Annotated in this window: 20 protein-coding genes; 8 read left to right on the top strand and 12 right to left on the bottom strand. The window is 71.7% G+C overall.

Translation table 11 applies throughout. The features are described from left to right. Window positions 1-16 precede the first annotated feature (16 nt). The 3 genes from HQ603_RS16015 to HQ603_RS16005 are packed head-to-tail and all read left to right on the top strand — an operon-like array spanning window position 17 to window position 4,664. Window positions 17-841: a PfkB family carbohydrate kinase gene (locus HQ603_RS16015; protein ID WP_371831066.1), complete on the top strand. Its 825-nt coding sequence runs from the start codon at window positions 17-19 to the stop codon at window positions 839-841. Continuing rightward, window positions 838-2,922, top strand: coding sequence for a RecQ family ATP-dependent DNA helicase (locus tag HQ603_RS16010; RefSeq protein WP_222685764.1), 2,085 nt, complete (start codon window positions 838-840; stop codon window positions 2,920-2,922). Before HQ603_RS16015 ends, HQ603_RS16010 begins: the two co-directional genes overlap by 4 nt. After that, window positions 2,919-4,664: an ABC transporter ATP-binding protein gene (locus HQ603_RS16005; protein ID WP_308126570.1), complete on the top strand. Its 1,746-nt coding sequence runs from the start codon at window positions 2,919-2,921 to the stop codon at window positions 4,662-4,664. Before HQ603_RS16010 ends, HQ603_RS16005 begins: the two co-directional genes overlap by 4 nt. A 3-nt stretch (window positions 4,665-4,667) precedes the next feature. Here HQ603_RS16005 and HQ603_RS16000 read toward each other — a convergent pair whose 3' ends face one another. Together HQ603_RS16000 and HQ603_RS15995 are read right to left on the bottom strand one after the other, a co-directional pair. Beyond that, a complete protein-coding gene (locus HQ603_RS16000; RefSeq protein ID WP_222685763.1) occupies window positions 4,668-5,306 on the bottom strand; it encodes an SDR family NAD(P)-dependent oxidoreductase in 639 nt (212 codons plus the stop codon). Window positions 5,307-5,380: 74 nt separating this feature from the next. Then, window positions 5,381-6,901, bottom strand: coding sequence for a hypothetical protein (locus tag HQ603_RS15995; protein ID WP_222685762.1), 1,521 nt, complete (start codon window positions 6,899-6,901; stop codon window positions 5,381-5,383). Between the two features lie 200 nt (window positions 6,902-7,101). Between HQ603_RS15995 and ectA the strand changes: the two genes are divergently transcribed. The 5 genes from ectA (at window position 7,102) to HQ603_RS15970 (ending at window position 11,476) form a co-directional block, all read left to right on the top strand. After that, window positions 7,102-7,665, top strand: coding sequence for a diaminobutyrate acetyltransferase (gene ectA / locus HQ603_RS15990; RefSeq protein WP_222685759.1), 564 nt, complete (start codon window positions 7,102-7,104; stop codon window positions 7,663-7,665). Further along, entirely contained in the window at window positions 7,662-8,927 is a 1,266-nt protein-coding gene (gene ectB, locus HQ603_RS15985) for a diaminobutyrate--2-oxoglutarate transaminase (protein ID WP_222685757.1), read from the top strand. The genes ectA and ectB overlap by 4 nt, the downstream gene beginning before the upstream one ends. Before the next feature lie 40 nt (window positions 8,928-8,967). Continuing rightward, complete coding sequence (locus tag HQ603_RS15980) at window positions 8,968-9,366, top strand: ectoine synthase (protein ID WP_068100146.1); 399 nt, start codon at window positions 8,968-8,970, stop codon at window positions 9,364-9,366. Between the two features lie 116 nt (window positions 9,367-9,482). Continuing rightward, window positions 9,483-10,262, top strand: coding sequence for a Sir2 family NAD-dependent protein deacetylase (locus HQ603_RS15975; protein ID WP_222685789.1), 780 nt, complete (start codon window positions 9,483-9,485; stop codon window positions 10,260-10,262). Further along, window positions 10,259-11,476, top strand: coding sequence for an MFS transporter (locus tag HQ603_RS15970; protein WP_222685755.1), 1,218 nt, complete (start codon window positions 10,259-10,261; stop codon window positions 11,474-11,476). Before HQ603_RS15975 ends, HQ603_RS15970 begins: the two co-directional genes overlap by 4 nt. On the opposite strand, the gene HQ603_RS15965 is transcribed toward HQ603_RS15970, so the two are convergent. The 10 genes from HQ603_RS15965 to HQ603_RS15920 all read right to left on the bottom strand — a co-directional run bounded on the left by HQ603_RS15965 (window position 11,453) and on the right by HQ603_RS15920 (window position 25,301). Beyond that, window positions 11,453-12,787 carry an HNH endonuclease gene (locus HQ603_RS15965; protein WP_308126569.1) on the bottom strand — a complete coding sequence of 445 codons (1,335 nt, stop codon included), beginning with the start codon at window positions 12,785-12,787 and terminating at the stop codon, window positions 11,453-11,455. The genes HQ603_RS15970 and HQ603_RS15965 overlap by 24 nt on opposite strands. A gap of 82 nt (window positions 12,788-12,869) precedes the next feature. Further along, on the bottom strand, window positions 12,870-13,973 hold the full coding sequence (proB, locus tag HQ603_RS15960) for a glutamate 5-kinase (protein WP_222685753.1): 1,104 nt from the start codon (window positions 13,971-13,973) through the stop codon (window positions 12,870-12,872). Further along, window positions 13,970-15,421, bottom strand: coding sequence for a GTPase ObgE (gene obgE, locus HQ603_RS15955; RefSeq protein ID WP_222685750.1), 1,452 nt, complete (start codon window positions 15,419-15,421; stop codon window positions 13,970-13,972). The genes proB and obgE overlap by 4 nt, the downstream gene beginning before the upstream one ends. Window positions 15,422-15,571: 150 nt before the next feature. Continuing rightward, window positions 15,572-15,835: a 50S ribosomal protein L27 gene (gene rpmA / locus HQ603_RS15950; protein ID WP_068100135.1), complete on the bottom strand. Its 264-nt coding sequence runs from the start codon at window positions 15,833-15,835 to the stop codon at window positions 15,572-15,574. Between the two features lie 48 nt (window positions 15,836-15,883). Continuing rightward, the gene (gene rplU / locus HQ603_RS15945) at window positions 15,884-16,195 is read right to left on the bottom strand and encodes a 50S ribosomal protein L21 (RefSeq protein ID WP_222685749.1); all 312 of its coding nucleotides are present in this window, start codon (window positions 16,193-16,195) and stop codon (window positions 15,884-15,886) included. A 244-nt stretch (window positions 16,196-16,439) separates the two neighbouring features. Continuing rightward, the gene (locus HQ603_RS15940) at window positions 16,440-19,910 is read right to left on the bottom strand and encodes a translation initiation factor IF-2 N-terminal domain-containing protein (RefSeq protein WP_308126568.1); all 3,471 of its coding nucleotides are present in this window, start codon (window positions 19,908-19,910) and stop codon (window positions 16,440-16,442) included. A gap of 433 nt (window positions 19,911-20,343) precedes the next feature. After that, a complete protein-coding gene (gene ndk, locus HQ603_RS15935; RefSeq protein WP_222685747.1) occupies window positions 20,344-20,757 on the bottom strand; it encodes a nucleoside-diphosphate kinase in 414 nt (137 codons plus the stop codon). Window positions 20,758-20,767: 10 nt separating this feature from the next. Then, window positions 20,768-21,187, bottom strand: a complete 420-nt coding sequence (locus HQ603_RS15930) for a DUF4233 domain-containing protein (protein ID WP_222685745.1) — start codon at window positions 21,185-21,187, stop codon at window positions 20,768-20,770. Then, complete coding sequence (gene folC, locus HQ603_RS15925) at window positions 21,184-22,617, bottom strand: bifunctional tetrahydrofolate synthase/dihydrofolate synthase (RefSeq protein ID WP_222685743.1); 1,434 nt, start codon at window positions 22,615-22,617, stop codon at window positions 21,184-21,186. Before folC ends, HQ603_RS15930 begins: the two co-directional genes overlap by 4 nt. Further along, entirely contained in the window at window positions 22,614-25,301 is a 2,688-nt protein-coding gene (locus tag HQ603_RS15920) for a valine--tRNA ligase (protein WP_222685742.1), read from the bottom strand. Before HQ603_RS15920 ends, folC begins: the two co-directional genes overlap by 4 nt. Window positions 25,302-25,306: the final 5 nt, after the last annotated feature.

Raw genomic sequence — 25,306 nt, 5'->3', positions numbered from 1 at the left:
CGTCGGCAGCATCAACATGGACGTCTCGGCGCGGACGCCGTCGCTGCCCGCCCCCGGCGAGACGGTCGCGGGCACCGAACTGGTCCTCGGCCGCGGCGGCAAGGGCGCCAATCAAGCCGTCGCCGCGGCGCGGGCCGGCGGGGACGTCCGGTTCGTCGGCGCGGTCGGGGACGACGCCTTCGCTCCCGAGCTGCGGGCGAGTCTGCAGGCCGACGGCATCGACACCGACACCCTGCGCACGACGCCCGGCGCCAGCGGCGTCGCCGTGGTCACCGTGGACGACGCCGCCGAGAACACCATCGTCGTCGTCGCCGGGGCCAACGACTCCCTTTCCGAGCTGGGCGCGGACGACGTCGCGGCGATCGAGGGCGCCGACGTCCTGTTGCTGCAACTGGAGATTCCGGTGCCCACCGTCGTCGCCGCGGCCGAGGCCGCGCGCCGCGGCGCTACCACCGTCTTCCTCAACCCGTCTCCGGTCCGGCCGGTGCCCGACGCGCTCCTCGACGTCGTCGACGTGCTGGTGGTCAACGAGAGCGAGCATCGAGCGCTCGGTGACGCCGTCGAGCGCGCCCCGCACGTCGTCACCACCCTGGGCGCGCGCGGTGCCCGGCATCGCGGACCCGACGGCGTCGTCACCGAGGTCCCCGCACCGCGCGTGCAGGCGATCGACACCACCGGCGCCGGCGACGCGTTCACCGGCGCGCTCGCCGTCGCCTGGCGGGACGGGCCCGTGGCCGCGGTGCGCCGCGCCGTCGTCGGCGGTGCGCTCGCGACCACCCGAGCGGGCATCGCGGCCCCGACCGCGGCCGAGATCGACCACGCCGCTCAGGATTTCGCGTGAGTACGCGCGAGCGCGCGCAGGAACTGCTCGCCGATCTGGCCGGCCCGTCGGCGGTGCTGCGCGACGATCAGTGGACGGCCATCGAGGCACTCGTGGTGCACAAACGCCGCGCGCTGGTGGTCCAACGCACCGGCTGGGGCAAGTCCGCCGTCTACTTCATCGCCGCGCGGTTGCTGCGCGAGCAGGGCCTGGGGCCGACGGTCATCGTCTCGCCGCTGCTGGCGCTCATGCGCAACCAGGTCGCGGCGGCGGAGCGCGCCGGGGTCACGGCCGCCACCATCAACTCCGGCAATGTCACCGAGTGGGACAACGTGCACGCGCGCGTCGCGGCCGGGGAGCTCGACGTGCTCCTCGTCAGCCCGGAGCGATTGAACAACCCCGACTTCCGCGATCAGGTGCTGCCCTCGCTGTCCGCCGACGCCGGCCTCGTGGTGGTCGACGAGGCGCACTGCGTCTCCGATTGGGGCCACGACTTCCGGCCGGACTACCGCCGCATCCGCTCGCTGGTCGCCGAACTGCGCGACGGCGTCCCCGTGCTCGCCACCACCGCCACGGCCAACGATCGGGTGGTCGCCGACGTCGCCGCGCAGTTGGGGGTGGGCGGGGCCGACACCGAGGTGCTGCGCGGCGGTCTCGGCCGGGAATCCCTCCACCTCTCGGTGGTGCGCATCCCCGATCCCACCGCCCGCCTCGCGTGGCTGGCCGACCGTCTCGAGTCGCTGCCGGGATCGGGCATCGTGTATTCGCTGACCGTCGCGGGCGCGACCGATCTCGCGGCTCTGCTGGCCGAGCGGGGCGTCGCGGTGGCCGCGTACACCGGTCAGACCGACCCGACGGAACGCGAAGCGGCGGAACAGGATCTGCTGCAGAACCGCGTCAAGGCGCTGGTGGCCACGTCGGCGCTCGGCATGGGGTTCGACAAGCCGGACCTCGGGTTCGTGGTGCACGTCGGCGCCCCGTCCTCCCCCATCTCGTACTACCAGCAGGTCGGCCGCGCCGGCCGCGCCACCGACCGCGCGGAGGTCGTCCTCCTGCCGGGCCCGGAGGACCGCGAGATCTGGAGCTACTTCGCCTCGGTGGCGTTCCCGCGCGAGCACGTGGTGCGCCGCGTCCTGGAGGTGCTCGACACCGAGCGACCGCAGTCCACCCCCGCCCTCGAACCGCTCGTGGAACTCGGCCGCACCCGCCTCGAGATGGTCCTCAAGGTGCTCGACGTCGACGGCGCCGTCCGCCGGGTCAAGGGCGGCTGGCTCTCCACGGGTGCGGAGTGGGTGTACGACCGCGAACGGTACGAGCGCCTCGACGCCGCCCGCGCCGCCGAGCAGCAGGCGATGCTCGACTACCAGACCACCGACGAGTGCCGCATGGCCTTCCTGCGCCGGCAACTGGACGACCCGTCGCTCACCGGCGACGCCGACGCCGATCGCTGCGGGAAGTGCGACAACTGCACCGGCACCCACCTCTCCGCCGAGGTGGACGCCGACGCCGTCGACCGGACCCGGACGCGGCTCGACCGCCCCGGTCTCGACCTCGCGCCGCGCAAGCAGTGGCCCACCGGGTTGGCCAAGGTCGGCGTGACGCTGTCGGGTCGGATCACCGACGGCCCCGAGCCCGGACGCGTCCTCGGTCGGCTGACCGACCCGGTCTGGGGCCCACGGTTGCGCGCCCTCGTCGACGGCGACGACGGCCCGGCGCCCGACGCGCTCGAGCAGGCCTGCATCGCGGTACTCGCGGGGTGGACCTGGGCGGAGCGGCCCACCGGCGTGGTGGTGATGGAGACGTCCCGGCCCGGGCTGATGGAGGACCTCGGTGCCCGCCTCGCGCGGATCGGTCGACTCGCGCCACTGGGCACCCTGCGGCGCCGCCCGGACGCCCGGCCGGCGTCCGGTGCCAATTCCGCGTTCCGGGTGGCGAGTCTGGTCGACGCCTTCGACGCGCCGGATCTCACCGCGCACGACGGACCGATCCTGCTCGTCGATCTGCTGACCGACACCGGGTGGACCACCACGCTGGCCGCCCGGGCCCTGCGCCGGGCCGGGGCCGACGCCGTCCTCCCCTTCGTGCTGGCAGCGCGGGCGTGACGGACCGCGCGCCGCTGCGGTGGCCGAACCTTCGCCTGCTCTGGACGTTCGTCCGGCCGCATCGGCGCATGTTCGTCGGCGGACTGCTCCTCGGGCTGCTGGCCACCGGCTCGTCCCTCGCGACTCCCCTGGTGACCAAGCGGCTGCTCGACTCGTTCGGGGTGCCCGGCGCCACCGCGTCCGCGGTGACGGTGCTGGTGATCCTGCTCCTGGTGGGCATCGTCGTCGGGTTCGCCCAGCGCCTGTTGCTCGGCACCATGGCCGAGCGGGTGGTCCTGGAAGCCCGGTCGTCGATGGTGCATCGATTCTTCGGCGCCACCGTGCCGGCCGTCACCGCGCGCCCGGCGGGCGAGATGCTCACCCGCGTCACGTCCGACACCGTGCTGCTGCGCGAGGCGTCGTCGTGGGCGCTCGTGGAGATCGTCAACGGCACCATCGCGATCGTCGGTGTCGTGATCCTCATGGCCACACTGGATCTCCCTCTGCTCGGCACCGCACTGCTCGGCATCGCCGGAATCGGCGTCGCAGCCGGCCTGCTGATGCCGAAAGTGGCAGCGGCGCAACGCGACGCGCAGGCGGCGATGGGACGCCTGGGCGGCATGCTCGAGGGCGCGCTGCGCGCGGTCCGCACCGTCAAGGCCAGCCGAGCGGAGGACCGCGAGGGTGAGCGCATCGTCGACGAGGCACGGGTGTCGGCGTCGTTCGGCATCCGGTCCGTCCGGCTCGAGGCGTGGGCGTGGACCATCACCGGCAGCGGCATCCAGCTGACGATCATCGCCGTGCTGGGCGTCGGTGCGTACCGGGTGTCGTCCGGCGCGCTCGCGGTGTCGTCCTTGGTCGCGTTTCTCCTCTACGCGTTCCAGCTGGTCGGTCCCGTCGCCCAGCTGACGCTGTACGTCGCGCAACTGCAACGCGGCGTCGCGGCCGCGACCCGCATCCGTGAGATCCAGGTGATGGAGCCCGAGGCCGCCGCGCCCGCGATCGTCGCCGCCCTGCCGGCTCGTATCGAGCACGCGCCGTCCGCTCTGGATCTGCGGGCGGTGACCGCCGGATACGGGGACGACCGGTCGGCCGTGCACGGAGTCGACCTCACCGTCGCCGCCCGCGGACACACCGCGCTGGTCGGACCGTCCGGCGCCGGCAAGACCACCCTGTTCTCGCTGATCCTGCGGTTCCTCGAACCCCGAGACGGCGAGCTGCGCCTCGGCGGAGTTCCCTACCCGACGCTGTCCCACCGGCAGATCCGGGAACGCGTCGGCTACGTCGAGCAGGCCACTCCCACCCTGCCGGGCACCATCGCGCAGAATCTCCGCCTCACCCACCCCGACGCCTCCGACGACGAACTGTGGGCCGCGCTGCGGCGGGTGCGGCTGGCCGAGAAGATGGCGTCGCTCCCCGACGGGCTCGACACCGAACTCCGTGACACCGCCGTGTCGGGTGGGGAACGGCAGCGCATCGCCCTCGCCCGCGCGATCGTGCGTCCACCCGACATCCTGTTGCTCGACGAGGCCACGGCCCAGGTCGACGGCATCACCGAGGCCGCCATCCACGAGGTCATCCGCGATCTGTCGGCTCGCGGCGCGGTGGTCACCATCGCGCACCGCCTCTCGACGGTCATCGACGCCGACACCATCGTCGTGCTCGAGCGCGGGCGCGTCCGCGCGCAGGGAACGCACCCGGCGTTGCTGGCCGGCGACACGCTGTACCGCGACCTCGTGGAGGCGCTGCGAATCGCGACGTAGGGCTCAGACGGCCGCGAGGGCCGAATCCCCGCCCGTGACGGCGGCGACCACTCGACGCCCGATGTCCTCGCCGCTCTCGGACGGGTCCAGATCGACCGGCCGCACGATCACCCCCGACGACGCCAACTGCCCGGCCAGTTGCTCCGCGAGTCGATCGAGCAGCGCCGCCGCGAGGGACGCGCCGTCGAGACCCGCGGTGACGGCCGCACGGTGCGGCACCAGGATGACGCCGGAGTGCTGGCACACCATGTGCCGGGCGGCGGCGCGGGCGGTGATGAAGTGCGAGCGCAGCGCGCCGAGGACGGGCCCCTCGAGCTCGGCGAGTTCGGTGTGGTCGACCCGGTCGTGGTGCTCCCCGAACGGGGTGGGACCCACCAGGTCCACCGAGATGTCGATGCTGCCCGAACACGCCGCCACGACGTCGACGTACTCGTCGACGTCGACCTCGTCGAGGACGTCGATCACCTGGGCCTCCGCGTGACCGCCGAGATCGGTGATGCGTCGGACGACGGTGTCGAGGCGGCTCCGGGAGCGGCCCGCGAGGTGGACCCGCGCGCCGCCGCGGGCGAGCGCCAGGGCCACGGCACTGCCGACGACCCCGCCCGCCCCGTAGACCACCGCGTTGGCGCCGGACAGCAGCACGTCGCCTCCTCGTCCCGGTGGTGGATCCGCAGGTGTCACGACCACGCGTGCGGTGGTCCTCCGGTGCGGTGGTCCTACGGTACTGAGACGACGTCCTCGTCGTCAGCGCTTTCGGCAGCGTCGCCCCGCTGGTCCCGCGATTCCCGCGCATCAGCGGCGTCCTCGTCCCCGGCCCCGTCGACCGTCCGCTCGCCGTTCCGACGACCGAGGGCGGTGGCGACGGCCAGCGTCACCGCGGCGGCGAGGAGGGACACGAGCGTCGGCAGGCCGGGACCCGCGACGGCGTCGGTGAGGGCACGCACGATCTGACCGACGGGGGTGAAGTCGGCGATCCGGGTGAGCACACCGTCGGTGCCGCGCAGCGCAGCGCCGCCGAGGATCACCTGGACCAGGCCGAGCACCGCGAGCGCCGCGGCCCCGGCCACGGCGCCGAGGGCGAACCGCACGGCGCGGCAGGCCGCGACCACGGCGGCGACCCACAGTCCGACCGTCACCGTGGCGACGGTCGATCCGGCCAGCGATGCGCCGGTGTCGACGAAGGTCAGGGCGAGCACCATGGTGGCGGCCGCACCGACGGCGCCGACCACGGCCGCGCGCGCCCGCGGGACCAGGAATCCGACCAACGCGGCCGCGACCACGGCGAACACCGCGGTCAGGTAGGGCCAGCTCGGGACGGCGGGCCGCACCACGAAGGACGAGCCGGCCGGGTCCACCTCCGTCGACGCCGCGGCGGGCAACGACGAGGACGCCTTGTCGACGTTGGAGCGCAGGGTGGTGAACATGCCCTGCATCGGGCCGACACCCTCGCGCAGTCGCGTGGTGCCGTCGACGAGCAGGACGCCGCCGTCGTCGAGTTGCACCAGACCGTCGCGCAGCTGTGCCGAACCGTCGGTGGCTCGGACGATGCCGTCCACGAACGGCGACGACGGGTCCGACAGCTGGTACGACACCTGGCGCGCCCCGTCTCGCAGGCGCTCGAGATCGGTGAGCACCCCACCGTTCAGTCCCTGGGTGCGCAGCAGATCGAGCACCGTTCGCAGCTGATCGGCCGTGGCCGCCGCCGCCGGATCGGTGGAGGTGGCGAGCGAGTCGAGCGTCTGCTGGACGATGACCTCGATCTGCCCCTGGGCCGCGCCCACTCCGGTCAGCGCGCCGACGACGCGATCGACGCCGCCGCTCACCTGCGTCGAGCCGTCCCCGAGTTGCCACAGCCCCTGCCGCAGCTGGGTCATCCCGTCGGCCAGTTGTTCGCCACCGTCGCGGGCCTGCCCCAACCCGTCGGCCAGCCGGTGCGCCCCGTCGTCGAGCTCGACGCTGCCGTCGGTCAGTTCCGTCATGCCGCCGGTGAGGATCTGCAGCGGGAGCGCGGTGTTGCCGAGCGCCCCGCGGGTCGCGGCGAGGGGGTCGGTGGACTGCGACGCCGTCGCCACTCGGGTCGGTCCGGTGGTGGCCGCGTCGTCGGACGTGGTCGCCGCGACGACCCCCGCGGCGAGGGTGGGCACCAGCAGCGCCAGCAGCAGTCCGGCCGCGGCCCGACGAGGGCGGCCCGACCGCGCCGGAACCAGGCGGGACAGCGACGACGGCACGCGCATCATGGCCGGACGATAACGAGAAATGGCAGGAAACGGTGGGTGCCATGCCGGTCCGAGGGCCGGCGATTCCCGCGCGCCGTCGACGGGCGGCTGTGAGCACCTTCACACACCGACCGCGTACAGGGGATTGACGGGGGTCTCGCGGTCGGATCGACCGGACGCACCTGACTTACCGGAGCGACCTTGTTACGTTCGATTGCCATATGACGCCCGTGTTACCCAGTGCGACCTCGACCCCGTCCGATCTCCACTCCGAACACGCATTCCGGCCCCCCGACGTCAACGACGGCGTCCGGCTGTGGGAAGTGGCGCGCGATTCCGGCGTTCTCGACGTCAATTCGAGCTACTCGTACCTCCTCTGGTGTCGTGACTTCGCGGCCACGTCCGTCGTCGCCGTGGACCGTCGTGATCGGCCCGTCGGCTTCGTGACGGGGTACCTCCGGCCCGACGCCCCCACCACCGTCTTCGTGTGGCAGGTCGCCGTCGACGCGGCGTACCGCGGCCGAGGACTGGCCGGCGGCATGCTCGACGCGCTTCTCGACCGCGTCGTCCGGGAAGCCGGAGTCACGACGCTCGAGACCACGGTCAGTCCCGACAATCCGGCGTCCATCGCCACCTTCACCGCCCTGGCGCGACGCCGCGGCACCGACATCGTCAGGTCCGACCTGTTCGCCGCGGGGCAGTTCCCCGACGCGCATCAGCCGGAGCACCTGTACACCGTCGGCCCCGTCGCGCCGACCACCCTCGATTCTCAGGAGACCCCGTGAACCAGACCACCCCCACCCCCGACGTGTTCGAGACCCACGAGTCGCAGGTGCGCAGCTACAGCCGTCAGTGGCCCGCCGTGTTCGACACCGCGCAGGGCTCCTGGATCACCGACGAGGACGGCAAGCGCTACCTCGACTTCTTCGCCGGCGCCGGCGCGTTGAACTACGGCCACAACAATCCGGTGCTGAAGCAGGCACTGGTGGACTACATCCTGCGCGACGGCATCACCCACGGCCTGGACATGTCCACCGTGGCGAAGCGTGACTTCCTCACCACCTTCACCGAGAAGATCCTGGAGCCGCGCGGCCTGGACTACAAGGTGCAGTTCCCCGGCCCGACGGGGACCAACACCGTCGAGGCGGCCCTCAAGCTCGCCCGCAAGGTCACCGGCCGGTCGTCGGTCATCAACTTCACCAACGCGTTCCACGGCATGACGCTCGGCGCGCTGTCGGTGACCGGCAACTCCATGAAGCGGGCCGGCGCCGGCATCCCGCTGGTGCACGCGACGCCGATGCCCTTCGACAACTACTTCGGCGGCGCCACGGACGACTTCCAGTGGATGGAGCGCGTGCTCGACGATTCCGGCAGCGGCATCAACCGGCCCGCCGCGGTCATCGTCGAGACGATCCAGGGCGAGGGCGGCGTCAACGTCGCGCGCGCCGAGTGGCTGCAGGCTCTCGCCGAACTGCTGAAGCGCCGCGACATCCTGCTCATCGTCGACGACGTGCAGATGGGCGTCGGCCGCACCGGCCAGTTCTTCTCGTTCGAGGAGGCCGGCATCGTGCCGGACATCGTCACGCTGTCGAAGTCGATCGGCGGTTACGGAATGCCGATGGCGCTCACCCTGATTCGTCCGGACCTCGACGTCTGGGGTCCCGGTGAGCACAACGGCACCTTCCGCGGCAACAACCCCGCCTTCGTCACCAGCGCCGCGGCGATCGACCACTACTGGTCCGACGACGCGTTCGAGAAGGAGATCCTGGCGAAGGGCGAGCGCATCCGGACCGCGTTCACCGAGCTGGCCGACCGCTTCGACGGCGTCAGCACCCGAGGCCGCGGCATGGTGCACGGACTCGTCTTCGCCGACGGCGACCTCGCGGGCAAGGTGACCTCCCTCGCCTACGACAAGGGTCTGCTCGCGGAGACGTCCGGACCGTCGGACGAGGTGGTCAAACTGCTGCCGCCGCTGACCATCTCGGAAGCCGACCTCGACCACGGACTGTCGATCCTGCGCGAGGCCACCGAGACCGTCTGCTCCTGACCGTCCGCTCCCGACCACCACGACCGAAAGGATCATCGACATGATCGTGCGCACCACCGACGAGATCACCGGCACCGAGCGGGACATCGCGAGCGAGGACGGCCAGTGGCGGTCCAAGCGCATCGTCCTCGGCGGCGACCGGGTCGGCTTCTCGTTCCACGAGACCACCATCGAGCCGAACACGGTGAACAACTTCCACTACGCCAACCACGTCGAGGCCGTCTGGCTGATCGAGGGCGAGGGCACGCTCACCGACCGCGAGACCGGCGAGACCTACCCGCTCGGGCCCGGCAGCATGTACCTGCTGAACGGTCACGAGCGCCACACCGTCGAGACGACGACCCGGATGCGCATGCTCTGCGTGTTCAACCCGCCCGTCGTCGGCGACGAGCGGCACGACGAGAACGGCGTGTACCCGCTGATCGAGGTGCCCGCCTGACGTCGGTCCGTCCGACCGATCCGACGAGGCCGCGCGTGCGACCTATCCTGGACGAGGTGACCTCCGTTTCCCCGTTCCGGCCGGCGCAGCGCGGTCTCGTGTCGTTGGACGACGTCATGGCGCGCGGACGCGTCGTCGCGCTGACCGGCGCCGGCATGTCGACCGACTCGGGAATCCCGGACTACCGCGGCCCCGATTCCCCGCCCCGCAACCCCATGACGTTCCAGCAGTTCATCGGCGACGACGAGTTCCGTCGGCACTACTGGGCCCGGAACCACGTCGGATGGCGCCACATGGACGCCACCCGGCCCAACGCGGGACACCGCGCGCTGGCCGAACTCGAACGGCGCGGCGTCGTGTCCGGCGTCATCACCCAGAACGTCGACATGCTCCACACCAAGGCCGGCAGCCGCACCGTCATCGACCTCCACGGCGTCTACGGCCGGGTGCGCTGTCTGAGCTGCGAGACGCTGATCTCGCGCGTCGCCCTCGACGAGCGGTTGACGGCCGCCAATCCCGGCTTCGTCGAGTCGGTCGTCGGTGCGGACGGCGTCGAGATCGCGCCCGATGCCGATGCCGAGATCTCCAGCACCGCACACTTCCGCATGGTCGACTGCGACCGGTGCGGCGGGATCCTCAAGCCGGACATCGTCTACTTCGGAGAGAGCGTGCCCAAGCCCCGCGTCCGCGCGGCCTACGACATGGTCGACGACGCGGCGGCGCTGGTGGTGCTCGGCTCGTCCCTGACGGTGATGTCGGGACTGCGCTTCGTCCGGCACGCCGCCAAGCACGACATTCCCGTCGTCATCGTCAACCGCGGCACCACCCGGGGCGACGAGTTCGCCGACGACACGGTGCACGCCGGGTGCTCCGAGGTGCTGACGTCGTACCTGTGACTTGCCGCCGCACCGCGGCGGTATTGAAACGCCGCGCCGCGGCGGTCGCGCTGATCTTCTTCGTCAACGGCGCCGTCCTCGGCAACTGGGGTCCACGCATCCCGGCGATAGCGGGTGATCTCTCCCTCGACGCGGCGACGCTCGGCCTCGCGTTGGCCGGCATGGGCACGGGCGGGCTCCTGGCCACTCCGCTGGCGGCGCTGGCCATCCGTGCCCGGGGCAGCCGGGTGACCACCCTGGCCTCGGCCACCCTGCTGTCCGTGGCAATCGTCCTCCCCGCCCTGGCCGGCACCTGGTGGTCCCTCGGCCTCGCGTTGATGGTCCTCGGCGCCGCCGACGCCGTGATGGACGTGGCGATGAACGCGCAGGGCGTCCTGGTCGAGAACCGTCGTGGCCGGTCGATTCTGAACCGTCTGCACGCCGGATGGAGTGCAGGCGCCGTGACGGGTGGCCTGATCGGCGCCGGTGCCGCGGCGCTCGCCGTGCCCGTCGAGGTCCACTTCGCCGTGGTCGCCGCCGTCCTGCTCGCACTCACCGTCGTCACCGCGCGACACCTCGAGCCGGACGCCGGACGGCGCGGCCTTGACAGCGCGGCACCACCGGAGCGATCCGGCTCACGGCGTGGCTCGGTCGCCCGTCGTCGGTCGGGCCCGGCCGCGGCTCTGGCCCTGCTCGGTGCGCTCGTGTTCGTCTCCTCGCTCGTCGAGGACCTCCCCCAGTCCTGGGGCGCGCTGTACGCGACCGACCTCGGGGCGACACCCGGACCCGCGGGACTCACCGTGGTCGCGTTCTCGACGGCGATGTTCGTCGGACGCCTCGTCGGCGACGCCGTGGTGGATCGAGTGGGACGCCATCGCGTTCTGATCGGCGGGGCCGTGGCCATCGCGCTGGCCTTCCTCGCCGCACCGTGGGTCACCTCCCCCACCGTCGCGGTGGTGATGTTCGCGGTGGCCGGCCTCGGCGCCGCTCCGATCTTCCCGGCGGTGTTCGGCATGGCCGGTCGGCTCCCCGGCATCGCGGCGGGCACGGCGCTGTCGGTGGTCTCGCTGGTGGCCCGCATCGGCATCCTCGTGGCCCCGATCGGGTTCGGCACCCTCGCCGGGCAGCTCGGATACGGCTGGGCGTTGTGGTCCATGGTGGCGGCCGGTCTTGCCGTCGCCGCCCTGGCCACCGTGCTGCGAGCGCGCACGTCAGCTCACGCGCCGCAGGGGTAGCGGTTGCGCCGGGGGTCTCGACCGGTAGGTGTGGCCGGTGGGGGTGCGGAACTCGACGGTGTGCACGTCGGTGCCCTCGGTGTCGTCGGTTCGGGTGGTGGCCCAGCCGTCACCTTGCTTGGCCAGGTTGCAGGCGGCGCAGAGTCCGAGGCCGTTGTCGGCGGTGGTGGGTCCGCCGTTCTCGTGCGGGGTGATGTGGTCGTGGTGGCGGATCGGGGCGTCGCACCAGGGGGTGCGGCAGGTGCGGTCGCGCAGGTCGATCAGCCGGGCCAGGCCGGTGGGGAGGCACCGGGCGACGGACTCGACGGCGGTGAGGTGTCCGTCGGTGGGTCGGGCGTAGAGCTTCCGCAGCGTCACCGCGGTGTCGGAGTCCACGGCGTCGTGAATCCACTGTCGTGCTGCCGCGGCGGGGATCGGCCCGTACCCGGGCACCTCGGCGGGGATATCGCTGCCGCCGAGGAGACTCTGGTCGGAGATCACGACCTGCACCGCCACCGGCGGGCTCAGGGGGTGGGCGAGTCCGATGGTCCGCTCGACGAGCAGGTCGGCCATGATCTGATCGCGGGTGCGGCCGTCGGCGTCGCCGGTGGCGATGAGGGTGTCGGCGTCCCGGCGCAGGGTGGCCCAGACGCAGACGGCGCGGTCCATCGGCAGCAGCGCGCCGAGGTGACCCATGAAGTCCGGCGCAGGTCGGACGGTGACGCGACGGTGCCGGGCGGCGCGGGCTTTGCGGCGGGCGACGGCGGCGGCGTCGAGTTCGGCGGCCAGGCGTGCGGCCATCGCCGCGACGGTGCTGTCGCCCTTGCCGGTGAGGACGGTGGGGTCGGCGCAGAGCCGTTCGTCGACGATCCGGCGGTCGTCGGCGGTCAGGCAGGCGGTTTCGCGCACCAGGATCGTCGCTCGCCATTCGGAGAGGTCCCCGCAGCGCAGTTGCCCCAACGTGTGGGGCATGTCGGCGGTGAGGGCTCGGGCGAGGCCGAGGTGGGTGGTGCCGCGGTGTGGTGAGTCCTTCCGGGCGAGCCCGATCTGGGTGGCGATGCCGGTGTTCCAGCGGGCGGCGGGTCGCCCGGCGTCGCGCCGCCCGCGTCGGATGGTGTCGGCCACCTTGTTGGTGAGGACTGCTTGCGCCCCCGCGCCGGCGGCTTTCAGCTCCTCGAGCGCGGTGATGGTCTCGACCGCGAGCGTTGCAGAGGCCCCGTCGGCCCCGTCGTCGTCGGCCTCCGTACTGCTCACCGCGATGGCGGCGATGCGTGTCAGGAATCGTCGAATGTCGTTCGGCGACAACCCGTCACCGCATGATTCGTCGTCCACGTGAATCCCCCCGATCTCGTGTCACCGACACCATGACACAGGGGTCCGACAAGAAAATCCGGACCGATGCCGCAGCTTCCGGTCAGACCGCCACGAGGTCGTCGGCGTGGACGACGGGCCGCCGCGCGTCGGGCGCCAGGTCCGACGTCGACTTCCCGAGCATTCCGGCCAACTCGGACGAGTCGTACGCCACCACGCCACGTGCCACCGGGGTGCCGTCGTCGGCATGCAGGGACACGACGTCGCCGGCGTCGAAAGACCCTGTCACGGAGGTGATTCCGGCGGACAGCAAGGAGCGCCGTCGTCCCACGACCGCCTCGACCGCACCGGCGTCGAGCGTCAGCCCGCCACTGGTGTCGGCGGCGTGCCGCACCCAGAATCGTCGCGCGGACAGCCGCGTCGGCCGCGCCGCGAACACCGTGCCGGTGGGCCCACCGGCCAGGGCCGAGGCGGCATCGGACGCCGCGGCGAGCAACACGGGAACTCCGGCGTCGGCCGCGAGCCGCGCCGCGGACAGCTTGGAGGCCATGCCGCCGGTGCCGAGTGCGCCACCGGAACCCGCGACCACGCCGTCGAGATCCTCCGGTCCGTCGACCTCCGGGATCAGCCGCGCGGCGGGATCCTTGCGGGGATCACCGTCGTACAGACCGTCGACGTCGGACAGCAGAACCAGCGCATCGGCTCCGACGAGGTGGGCGACCAGCGCCGCCAGCCGATCGTTGTCGCCGAAGCGGATCTCGGTGGTGGCCACGGTGTCGTTCTCGTTGACCACGGCCACCGCGCCGAGCGAGCGCAACCGGTCGAGCGTCCGCTGCGCGTTGCGGTGGTTGGCACGACGCGCGATGTCCTCGGCCGTCAGCAGGACCTGCCCGACGGTTCGACCGTGGCGGGCGAACGACGTGCCCCACGCGTGCGCCAACGCCAACTGACCCACGCTCGCCGCGGCCTGCTTGGTCGCCAGGTCCTGCGGGCGTCGTCGCAACCCGAGCGGAGCCATGCCCGCCCCGATCGCACCCGAGGAGACGACCACGACGTCCGAGCCGCGACGCATTCGCGCCTCGATGGCGTCGGCCAGGGCGTCGAGACGCGCGACGTCGAGTCCCTCGGCCATCGAGGTCAGTGCCGACGATCCGATCTTGACCACCACGGACCGTGCGGCCGCGATGGTCTCCCGCGTTCCGGTCACTGCTCGTCGGTGTCGAGCCCTCGGCGGACCCGACGCGCGTGCTTGCGCTCGGCCGCACCGATGCGGTCCACCTGGTCGATACGCGAGTCGGTACCGCGACCGGTGAGCGTGACCTCGACGCCCGCGGGAGTCTGCGGTTCCCAGTCGAAGCTGACGTCGCCGATGGTGACGGGGGCGCCGGGCTGCGCACCCTGCTTGACCAGCTCGTCCTCGACCCCGAGCCGCGCGAGGCGGTCCGCGAGGTAGCCCACGGCCTCGTCGTTGTCGAACGCGGTCTGCTTGACCCACCGCTCGGGTCGCTCGCCGCGCACGATGAAGCCGCCCGGCTCGTCGGGATCGGCGATGACGCTGAAGCCCGCGCGATCCGTCGCGACCGGCCGGATGACCTGACGACGCGGGGCCGCCTTCGGGTGGTCGCGACGATACTGGGCCACCAGCTCCGCCAGGGCGAAAGTCAACGGCCGCAACCCTTCTCGGCTGACGGCCGAGATGGTGAACACCGGCCAGCCCTTGGCCTCGAAATCGGGGCGCACCATCTCCGCGAGCTCCGCGGCCTCGGGCACGTCGACCTTGTTCAGCACCACGATGCGGGGCCGATCCGCCAGATCGCCCAGGCTCGCATCGCCCGACAGCGCCGGCACGTACGCCGCCAACTCGGCTTCGAGTGCCTCGACGTCCGAGACGGGGTCGCGGCCCGGGTCGAGGGTGGCGCAGTCGACCACGTGGGCCAGCACGGCGCAGCGCTCGAGGTGACGCAGGAAGTCGAGACCGAGCCCCTTGCCCTGGCTCGCACCCGGAATCAAACCCGGCACGTCGGCGACGGTGAACGTGGTCTCGCCGCTGGACACCACGCCGAGGTTCGGCACGAGCGTCGTGAAGGGGTAGTCCGCGATCTTCGGCTTGGCCGCCGAGAGCACCGACACGAGCGAGGACTTCCCGGCGCTGGGGAACCCGACCAGGCCGACGTCCGCGACGGACTTCAGCTCGAGAACCAGATCGCGTTCCTCGCCGTCCTCGCCGAGCAGCGCGAAGCCGGGCGCCTTGCGGGCGCGGGACGCGAGCGCCGCGTTCCCCAGGCCACCGCGGCCGCCGGCGGCCGCCTCGAACCGGGTGCCCTCACCGATCATGTCGGCGAGAATGCGGCCGTCCTTGTCCAGCACGACAGTGCCGTCGGGCACGCGCAGGATCAGGTCCTCGCCGATGGCCCCGTCGCGGTTGCTGCCGGCGCCCTGCGTGCCGTTGCCGCCCTTCGCGTACGGGTGGAAGTGGAAGTCGAGGAGGGTGTGCACGCCGGAGTCGACGACGAGCACGACGTTGCCGCCGCGCCCACCGTTACCGCCGTCGGGGCCGCCGAGGGGCTTGAACTTCTCCCGATGCACGGACGAGCATCCGTTGCCGCCCTTTCCTGCACTGACGTGCAGAGTGACGCGGTCGACGAAGCGCGACATGGGAGAGGTCCTTCCGAGCGGGTGACGCGAGTGGTGACTGGTGGGGAAAAGCCGACAGGGGCGGTCGGAGAGCACAAGCCCTCCGAGCCGCCCCTGTCGGGAACGTGTCGGTCAGCGAGAAGCACGGCTTCCCGCGGTGCCGCAGGAGGATCAGACCTCTGCGGCGGCCGGAACGATGTTGACGGTCTTGCGGCCACGCTTGGTGCCGAACAGGACCGAGCCCGCAGCGAGGGCGAAGAGGGTGTCGTCGCCGCCACGGCCGACGTTCACGCCGGGGTGGAAGTGGGTGCCGCGCTGACGGACCAGGATCTCGCCCGCGTTGACGTCCTGGCCGCCGAAGCGCTTGACGCCGAGTCGCTGAGCGTTGGAATCGCGACCGTTGCGTGAGCTGGACGCGCCCTTCTTGTGTGCCATGAGAAACCCTCCCGGGGTCGGTGAAGAGATCGAGAACGTCGGACGACGTCAGTTGATGCCGGTGACCTTCAGGACGGTCAGCTTCTGCCGGTGTCCCTGCCGCTTGTGGTAGCCGGTCTTGTTCTTGAACTTGTGGATGCGGATCTTCGGGCCCTTGGTGTGCTCGACGATCTCACCGGCCACCGACACCTTGGCCAGCTTGTCGGCCTCGGTGGTCAGCTCGGCGCCGTCGACGACGAGAACCGGGTCAAGCGAGACGGCCGTGCCGGGCTCTCCCTCGATCTTCTCGACCTTGACGAGGTCACCCACTGCGACCTTGTACTGCTTTCCGCCGGTCTTGACGATCGCGTACGTTGCCATCGGACGGCTACCCCTTGCTTGTCGAACGTGCTCGCTCCCCGTGCGGGGGCGACTGGTCTCTCGGTGCGAGACGGCCTCCGGCGAACCGGGGCCTCTCGCATCGAGTGATGATCTGCTGGTCGGCACAGCGGGCGGGACCCACCCGAGAGGTGGGCACGACACGACCGCGTCGCCGACAGCGACCGTCCAAGATTACGGGAGAGCGTCGTGCCGGGTCAAACCGGTGACGCCCTACCCCTCGTGCCTACTCCTCCACCGGCGGGCCGGCGGGGCGACCTGCGGCGCGACGTCGTGGACGACGCACCGGCGTGGCCGCCGAGGCGGACGCCGCTCCCCCGGTGGTGACCGACGCGTCGGTCCCGGGCTGCGCATCCGGGGTCTCGGATTTCGCGGTCTCGGACTCCGGGGTCCCGGAACTCGGGGTCCCGGAACTCGGGGTCCCGGAGTTCGGGGATGCCGGAGCATCCGAGCTCTCCGACGCCGACCCGTTCGACGACGGGCTCTCCGACGCGCTCTGAGCCGGAACGACGATCACCGTCCCGGCCGACTCCCCGGCCGGGGCGGACGCCGCCCGTGCGACCCGACGAGCGCGACGCGGGCGGGTCGCCGGCGGGGTGGGCTCGGCCGGTGCGTCCGGCTGGGTCGATGCTGCCGGTGCGTCCGGCTGGGCCGGCGGGGTCGATGCTGCCGGTGTGTCGGATGCGGGTTCGGACTCGGCCACCGTGTCCACCGTGCTCGCCGCACGCACCGCCTCGACGGCCGCCTCGGCGTCGGCGACGGGGTCACCCGTCTCGGCGACCGGATCGCCCGCCACCTCGGCGTCCGCCTGATGGTGGGCCGCCATCGCGAGGGCGACGGGATGCGGCTGACGCGGGGCGACCTTCGCCTCCGACGTGCCCGACGTGCCCGACGTGCCCGACGTGACCGACGCAGCGGATTCCGAGGCGCCGCCGGACTCGGCGTCGCCCGTGGTCTCGATCTCGGTGTCGGCCGACTTGTCGCGATCGCCGGACCGGCCGCCGCGCTTGCGTCGGGACCCGCCCTGCTGGTCGCCGCGCGCACCACGGCCGTCGTCCTTGGCCGCCTCGACGGGGAACTGGTGCACGACGATGCCGCGGCCGTGGCAGTGCTCGCAGGTGGTGGAGAACGCCTCGATCAAGCCGGTGCCCATGCGCTTGCGCGTCATCTGGACCAGGCCGAGCGAGGTCACCTCGGACACCTGATGGCGCGTGCGATCGCGGCCGAGCGCCTCGGTGAGTCGACGGAGCACCAGGTCACGGTTGGATTCGAGGACCATGTCGATGAAGTCGACGACGATCATGCCGCCGATGTCCCGTAGACGCATCTGGCGGACGACCTCCTCGGCCGCCTCCAGGTTGTTCCGCGTGACCGTCTCCTCGAGGTTGCCGCCCTCGCCGGTGAACTTGCCCGTGTTGACGTCGACCACGGTCATGGCCTCGGTGCGGTCGATCACGAGGGTGCCGCCGGACGGCAGCCACACCTTGCGGTCCAGCGCCTTGGCCAGCTGCTCGTCGATGCGGTACGCGGCGAACACGTCGACGTCCTTGGACGTCGACTCGTAGCGCGTCACCTTCGGCAGCATGTCCGGAGCCACGGCCTCGATGTAGCTCTGCACGGTCGACCACGCGCGCTCGCCCTCGATGACCAGGCCCGAGAAGTCCTCGTTGAACAGGTCGCGAACCACCTTGACCAGGAGGTCCGGCTCCTCGTACAGCGTGACGGGCGAGGACCCCTTGCTCGACTCGGCCTTCGACGACCGTTCCTGGATGGTCGCCCACTGCGCCTGCAGTCGGGTGACGTCACGTTCGAGCTCCTCGGCGCTGACACCCTCGGAGGCGGTGCGGATGATCACGCCGGCGTCCGCGGGCACGATGTCGCGGAGAATGTCCTTGAGTCGCTTGCGCTCGTTGTCGGGCAGCTTGCGGCTGATGCCCGTCGACGACCCGCCCGGTACGTACACCAGGAACCGGCCCGCCAGCGAGATCTGCGTGGTCAGGCGAGCGCCCTTGTGCCCGACGGGGTCCTTGGAGACCTGCACCAGCACCTGGTCGCCGGACTTCAGCGCCTGCTCGATCTTGCGGCTGTTGCCGCCGAGACCCGCGGCGTCCCAGTCCACCTCGCCGGCGTAGAGCACGCCGTTGCGACCCTTGCCGATGTCGATGAACGCCGCCTCCATGGAGGGCAGCACGTTCTGCACGCGGCCGAGGTAGATGTTGCCGACGATCGAGCCCGACGACGTGCTGGTGACGAAGTGCTCCACCAGGACACCGTCCTCGAGCACCCCCACCTGCGTCAGGTCCGGGTGACCGGCGAGCGACTTCTCCCGCACGACCATCGTGCGGTCCACCGATTCCCGACGCGCGAGGAACTCGGATTCGGTGAGGATCGGCGGACGACGCCGTCCGGCGTCCCGACCGTCCCGACGACGCTGCCGCTTGGCCTCGAGGCGCGTCGAGCCCGTGATGCCCTGGACCTCGTCCTTCTTGGCACGCTGACGCGGCTCGCGCTCGTGGACGACCGTGTTCGGGGGATCGTCCTCGCTGGTGGTGTCGTCACCGTCACCGCCGCCGCTCTTGCGACGACGTCGACGGCGTCGGCGTCGGCTCGCGGACTCGCCGCCGGTGTCCTCGCCGTCGCCGGACTCGTCGGTCCCGTCGGCGGCCTCGTCGGACTCGGTCGCGGCCTCCGCGGCCGAGGTGTCCGGAGTGCCGGTGGCCTGCTCCGACTCGCCGTCGGAATCGGTGCCGGTCGAGTCGCCCGACGACTCGTCCGCGGACCGGGCGTTCCGCTGCCCGCCGCGCCGGCTGCGACGACGACCGGACCGCTTGGGTGCATCGGAGTCGTTCTCGTCGGCGGTACTCGCGTCGGCGGTGTTCTCGTCGGTGTCCTCGTCGGTGTTCCGGTCGACGGTGTTCTCGTCGGAGTCCGTCCTGTCGGCGGAGTCCGCGGTCGCGCTGCCGTCGGTGTCGTTCTCGTCGGAGCCGGTCGCGTCCTCGGTCGAGTCGCCCGCGTCTCCGCGTCCACGGCCACGTCCGCGACGGCCCCGACGACGGCGGCGTGAGCCGCTCCCGGACTCGGAGTCGTCGTCCGCGGTGTCGTTCCGGTCCGCGTCGTCGGACCCCGTGGGTTCCTGCTGTGCGGTGTCCTGCTGCGCGGTGTCCTGCCGTGCTGCGTCCTGCCGTGCGGTGTCCTGCTGTGTGGCGTCGTCCGTGGCCTCCGGCTCCGCGGCGGGTGCCGCCGGTGCGGCCTTCCGCGTGGACGCGCGACGACGCCGGGGCGCCTCGGGCGCGGGTTCGGGCTGGAGGAAGAGCGGGACGTCGGCGGGCGCCGGCGCGGCGGTCTCGGCGGCGGACTCCTCCGGCGCGGCGGTGTCGGGCGCCGAGGTGAAGAGATCGGGCTCCGTGGGCGATGCGGGGCTCTCGTCGGCGGTGGAGCCGACGGCCTGCTCCTCGGCGACCGCATCCAACGCCTCGGGCGCGGCAGCGGTACCGAGCGCCTCGGGCGCGTCGCTACCGAGCGCGGTGGCGACGGTCTCGGCGTCCTCACGCACGACGCTGGACTGGACGCTGCGGACGTCCTTGCCCATCTCGGCGAGTTGGGCGACGACCTGCTTGCTGGTCACTCCCAGCAGCTTGGCCAGGGCATGAACGCGGATGCGCTCGGGGAAAGTTCTGGGCGGCTCGTGATCGGCCACGTGTTCTCCTCGGGGCCCCGGGCGCGGTCGTCGCGAACGGTCGGCCCCTGGTGGGGGCTTCGTCCGTCGACACGACACGCGGCCACGCGGGTGCCTTGGTCTGTTCGCGGAACCCGGGCGGGTTCGACGAGGTCGGGTCGCATCTCGGCCCGCCGCCGACCGGAACGGTCGCCGACGAGTACCGCGAATGCCTGGGCGGATGGCCGGTCCGAGCGCCTCGTCCTCAGCGTCGGCGTCGATGCCGCGCCCCGAGGGCACGACGACCGACGCACGGTCCGCGATGACGGGCACCGGGTGCCGTGGATGTCATCCGGTCGCCTGCGCGTGGTGCGCGCCGCAACCTCCGTCAGTATCCCACACGGATGCGTTCACCCATGCCACCCGGCGCTCGGAACGGCGCGACCGCGTGGCCGGCCGGTCCGAGCGGGGGGCATCAGCGCAGTTCGGGGAACCAGATCGCGATCTCGCGCGCGGCCGACTCGGGCGAGTCCGATCCGTGCACCAGGTTCTGCTGGCCGTCGAGGGCGAGGTCGGCCCGGATGGTGCCGGGCACGGCCTTGGCCACCGGATCGGTCCCGCCGGCGATCTGACGGAACGCGGCGATGGCGCGAGGGCCCTCGAGCACGGCGGCGACGAGCGGGCCGGAGGTGATGAACTCGAGGAGCTCGGGGAAGAAGGACTTCTCGGCGTGCTCGGCGTAGTGCTGCGTCGCGTCCTCCTCGGACACGGTGAGCATCTTCAGAGCGACGATGTCCAGGCCCTTGCGTTCGACCCGGCCGAGGATCTCTCCGACGAACTTGCGGGCGACGCCGTCGGGCTTGATCAGTACGAGAGTGCGTTCGGTCACGCGGCAGAGCCTAGCGTCCCTGTTGTTCGCGCTGACTGGGCAGTCGGCCCTCCGCGATGCGCTTGCGCAGATCCCGTCGCAGATAGATCAGGTACGCCCACACGCAGGAGAAGAGCAGCCCCACGATCGCGATGGAGGGGTGGGCCAGGAACCCGACGATCACCAGCACCTGCAGCGCGACGTCGAACTGCAACGCCCACGGACGGCCCTGCAGCCCGGCGCCGAGCAGCATCACCACGCCGAGGCCGACGATGTAGATACCGCTGATCCAGGACAGGCCACCGCCGACGGTCGCCACCACGGGAAGCGCCAGGAAGACCACGATGGCCTCGAGCACCAGCGTGCCGGCGCAGACGCCGCGGAAACCCTTCCACGGGTCGCGGGCGGGAGCGGGGACGGTCCCGTCCCCGTCGGGTGGGGTGGTGGTCATGCGGGGTCCTTCCCGAACAGGGTGCGGGCGGCTCCGGCGGTGACCACGGAACCGGTGACGACGACGCCCGCGCCGGACACGGCCTCGCCCTCGTCGGCGACGTCCTCGGCGATGCCGATGGCGATCTCGAGCGCGTCGGGGAGGGTCTCGGCGACGACGACGCGCTCGTCCCCGAACTTGGCGACGGCCGCGTCGGCGAGGGCGTCGACCTCGAGTCCGCGGGGTGATCCGTTGGTGGTCACCACGATCTCGTCGAAGACCGGTTCGAGAGCGGTGAGGATGCCGTCGACGTCCTTGTCCTTCATGACCGCGACGACGCCGACGAGCTTGCGGAAGTCGAACTCCTCGCCCAACGTCGCGGCGAGCGCCGCGGCGCCGTGCGGGTTGTGGGCCGCGTCGACGAAGACGGTGGGAGCGTTACGCACGCGCTCGAGACGACCCGGGTTGACGACGGTCGCGAAACCCTCGCGCACGGTGTCGAGGTCCAGGCCGTGGTCGGCGCCCGCGCCGAAGAACGCCTCGACCGCCGCGAGGGCGACGGACGCGTTCCGGGCCTGATGGGCACCGTGCAACGGCAGGAAGATGTCGTCGTAGACCCCGCCGAGTCCACGGAGCTCGAGCTGCTGGCCGCCGACGGCGACGCGGCGCGAGAGCACGACGAACTCGGACCCGGCCCGCGCGACGGCGGCGTCGGACTCGACGGCCCGGCGCAGGATCACCTCCATGGCCTCGGGCTGCTGCTCGTCGACGATCACGACGGTGTCGACGGGGTCGAGCCGCTCGGGCGCGCGCTTGACGATGCCCGCCTTCTCCCCCGCGATGGACGCGAGATCGTCGCCGAGGTACTCGGTGTGGTCCATGCCGACCGGGGTGATCACGGCGACCTGCGCGTCGACGACGTTGGTGGCGTCCCACGTGCCGCCGAGTCCGACCTCGACCACGGCGACGTCGACCGGCGCCTCCGCGAACGCGGCGAACGCCATCGCGGTGACCACCTCGAACTTGCTCATCGCCGGTCCCCCGGCGGCCTGGCTGCGCTCGTCGATCATCTCGACGTACGGCAGGACGTCGCGGTAGGTGTCGACGTACTGACGGGGCGTGAGCGGCACCCCGTCGATCGCGATCCGCTCGGTCGCCAGCTGCAGGTGCGGGCTGGTGGTGCGGCCGGTGCGGCGATGGAACGCGCGCAGCAACGACTCGATCATGCGGGTGACCGACGTCTTGCCGTTGGTGCCCGCCACGTGGATGGACGGGTAGCTCGCCTGCGGCGACCCGAGCAGATCCATCAGGGCCCGGATGCGGGTGAGCGACGGCTCGATGGTGGTCTCGCCCCACCGGCGGTCGAGCTCCGACTCCACCAGGGTGAACTCGGCCAGATCCACCGGGGACGGTGCCGCGGCACCGTCGGCGCCGTCGACCGGGCCCGTCACGCGGAGCCCAGATCGTCGAGACGCTTGGTGAGCCGCTCGACCTCGTCGCGCGCCAACTGCTGGCGGGCGGTGATCTTCTGCACGACGGCCTCGGGCGCCTTGGCCACGAACGCCTCGTTGCCGAGCTTCGCCGTGGTGGTCTCGAGTTCCTTGCGCGCGGCCGCCAGGTCCTTCTCCGCGCGCTTGATCTCGGCGGCGACGTCGACGGTTCCGGAGGTGTCGACGGCCACCGTCACGGTCGCCCGTGACAGGCGCACCTCGATGGACGCCGATTCGGTGAACCCGCAGTCGGGGCCGTCGGGATCGGTCAGGAACGCCAGCGCCTCCACTGCGGGGACGAGCGCCGTCAGCTCGGCGTCGTCGATGCCCACGAGACGGGCGGGCACCCGCTGCTTGGGCTTGACGCCCTGATCGCTGCGGAAGCGCCGCACCTCGGTGATGAGCTTCTGGGCGTCGGCGACGCGCTGCTGCGCCACCGGATCGGCGCCCACGCCGGTCTCCTTGGGCCAGTCCGCGACGACGACGGACTCCCCGCCGGTGAGGGCGGTCCACAACGTCTCGGTGACGAACGGGATGACCGGATGCAGCAGGCGCAGAACGGAATCGAGCACGGAGCCGAGCACCAGCCGGGTCGCGGCCGCCCGGTCCTCGGTGTCGCCCCCGTCCCCGGTCGGCGCCGAGAACTGCACCTTGGCCAGTTCGAGGTACCAGTCGCAGACCTCGTCCCACACGAAGTGGTAGAGCGCCTCGCACGCCTTGCCGAACTCGTAGCGGTCCAGGGCGTCGTCCACCTCGGCGCGCACGGTCGCGAGCCGGTCGAGGATCCAGCGGTCGGCGTCGGTGAGCGTGTCCCGTGCGGGCAGCTCCCCCACCGTCGCACCGTTCATGAGCGCGAACCTGGTGGCGTTGAACAGCTTGGTGGCGAAGTTGCGGGACGACTGTGCGTTGTCCTCGCCGACGGACAGGTCACCGCCGGGGTGCGCGCCGCGGGCGAGCGTGAAGCGCAGGGCGTCGGCGCCGAACCGGTCCACCCAGTCGAGCGGGTCGATGCCGTTGCCCTTGGACTTGCTCATCTTCCGGCCGTGCTCGTCGCGCACGAGCCCGTGCAGGAACACGTCTCGGAACGGCACGGGACCGGGCACCGAGTCGGCGATCGCGGTGCCGAACATCATCATTCGCGCCACCCAGAAGAACAGGATGTCGTAACCGGTGACCAGGACGGAGGTCGGATAGAACTTCTCGAGGTCCGGGGTCCGCTCCGGCCATCCCATCGTCGAGAACGGCCACAGACCCGACGAGAACCACGTGTCGAGCACGTCGGGATCCTGCGTCCAACCCTCGGGCGGCGTCTCGTCCGGACCGAGGCAGACGGTCTCGCCGTCCGGGCCGTACCAGATGGGAATGCGGTGGCCCCACCACAATTGGCGCGAGATGCACCAGTCGTGCATGTCGTCGACCCACGAGAACCAGCGCGGCTCCTGGCTGGTCGGGTGGATGGTGGTCTCGCCCGAGCGCACGGCGTCGCCGGCCGCGGCGGCGAGGGAGGACACGTCCACCCACCACTGCAGGGACAGACGCGGCTCGATGGGTTCACCGCTGCGCTCGGAGTGCCCGACGCTGTGCGTGTAGGGCCGCTTCTCGGCGACGACGCGACCCTGCTCGGCCAGCGCCTCGCGGACCTTCACGCGGGCCTCGAAGCGGTCGAGACCGTCGAACGGCGTTCCCGTGCCGGTGATGCGGCCCTCGGTGTCCATGATCGACGGCATGGGCAGCGAGTGCCGCACGCCCATCTCGAAGTCGTTGGGATCGTGCGCGGGGGTGATCTTCACCGCGCCCGTACCGAACTCGGGGTCGACGTAGTCGTCGGCGATGACCGGGATCTCGCGGTCCAGGAACGGATGCGGGAGCGTGGTGCCGACGAGGTCGCGGTACCGCTCGTCGTCCGGATGCACGGCCACGGCGGTGTCACCGAGCATCGTCTCCACGCGGGTGGTGGCGACGACGACGTGCGGCTCGTCGTCGTTCAGTGAGCCGTAGCGCAGCGAGACCAACTCGCCGTCGACGTCCTCGTACTTGACCTCGATGTCGGAGATGGCAGTCTGCAGCACGGGCGACCAGTTGACCAGCCGCTCGGCGCGGTAGATCAGGCCACGATCGTGCAGTTCCTTGAACATGGTCTGCACGGCACGCGAGAGGCCCTCGTCCATGGTGAACCGCTCACGGCTCCAGTCGACGCCGTCGCCGAGTCGGCGCATCTGCTCGCCGATGGTGCCGCCGGACTCACGCTTCCACTGCCAGACGCGATCGATGAACGCCTCCCGGCCCAGCTCGTCGCGCGTGGTGCCCTCGGCGGCGAGCTGCTTCTCCACCAGCGACTGCGTGGCGATGCCGGCGTGGTCCATGCCGGGCAGCCACAGCACCTCGTAGCCCTGCATCCGCTTGCGTCGAGACAGTACGTCCATCAGCGTGTGGTCGAGGGCATGACCCATGTGCAGGCTGCCCGTGACGTTGGGCGGCGGCAGCACGATGGAGTACCCGGGCCGGGCGCTGTCCGGATCGGCGGTGAAGTATCCGGCGTCGACCCAGCCCTGGTAGAGGTCGGCCTCGACGTCGCCGGGGTTCCACGCCTTCGGCAGGCGGTCGGCGGGAGTCGGGTCGGGAGCAGTCGACGCAGTATCGGTCACTCGGG

Source organism: Rhodococcoides corynebacterioides, from assembly GCF_019834675.1.
Taxonomy (GTDB): domain Bacteria; phylum Actinomycetota; class Actinomycetes; order Mycobacteriales; family Mycobacteriaceae; genus Rhodococcoides; species Rhodococcoides corynebacterioides_A.
This window is presented reverse-complemented; position numbering and strand designations above follow the sequence as displayed.

Coding starts and splice junctions, on each gene's coding strand:
- obgE (WP_222685750.1), bottom strand. CDS start 15,421: ATGTCGCGCTTCGTCGACCGCGTCACTCTGCACGTCAGTGCAGGAAAG.
- ectA (WP_222685759.1), top strand. CDS start 7,102: ATGACGCCCGTGTTACCCAGTGCGACCTCGACCCCGTCCGATCTCCAC.
- HQ603_RS15980 (WP_068100146.1), top strand. CDS start 8,968: ATGATCGTGCGCACCACCGACGAGATCACCGGCACCGAGCGGGACATC.
- rplU (WP_222685749.1), bottom strand. CDS start 16,195: ATGGCAACGTACGCGATCGTCAAGACCGGCGGAAAGCAGTACAAGGTC.
- rpmA (WP_068100135.1), bottom strand. CDS start 15,835: ATGGCACACAAGAAGGGCGCGTCCAGCTCACGCAACGGTCGCGATTCC.
- HQ603_RS16015 (WP_371831066.1), top strand. CDS start 17: ATGGACGTCTCGGCGCGGACGCCGTCGCTGCCCGCCCCCGGCGAGACG.
- HQ603_RS15975 (WP_222685789.1), top strand. CDS start 9,483: ATGGCGCGCGGACGCGTCGTCGCGCTGACCGGCGCCGGCATGTCGACC.
- HQ603_RS15930 (WP_222685745.1), bottom strand. CDS start 21,187: ATGACCACCACCCCACCCGACGGGGACGGGACCGTCCCCGCTCCCGCC.
- HQ603_RS15995 (WP_222685762.1), bottom strand. CDS start 6,901: ATGATGCGCGTGCCGTCGTCGCTGTCCCGCCTGGTTCCGGCGCGGTCG.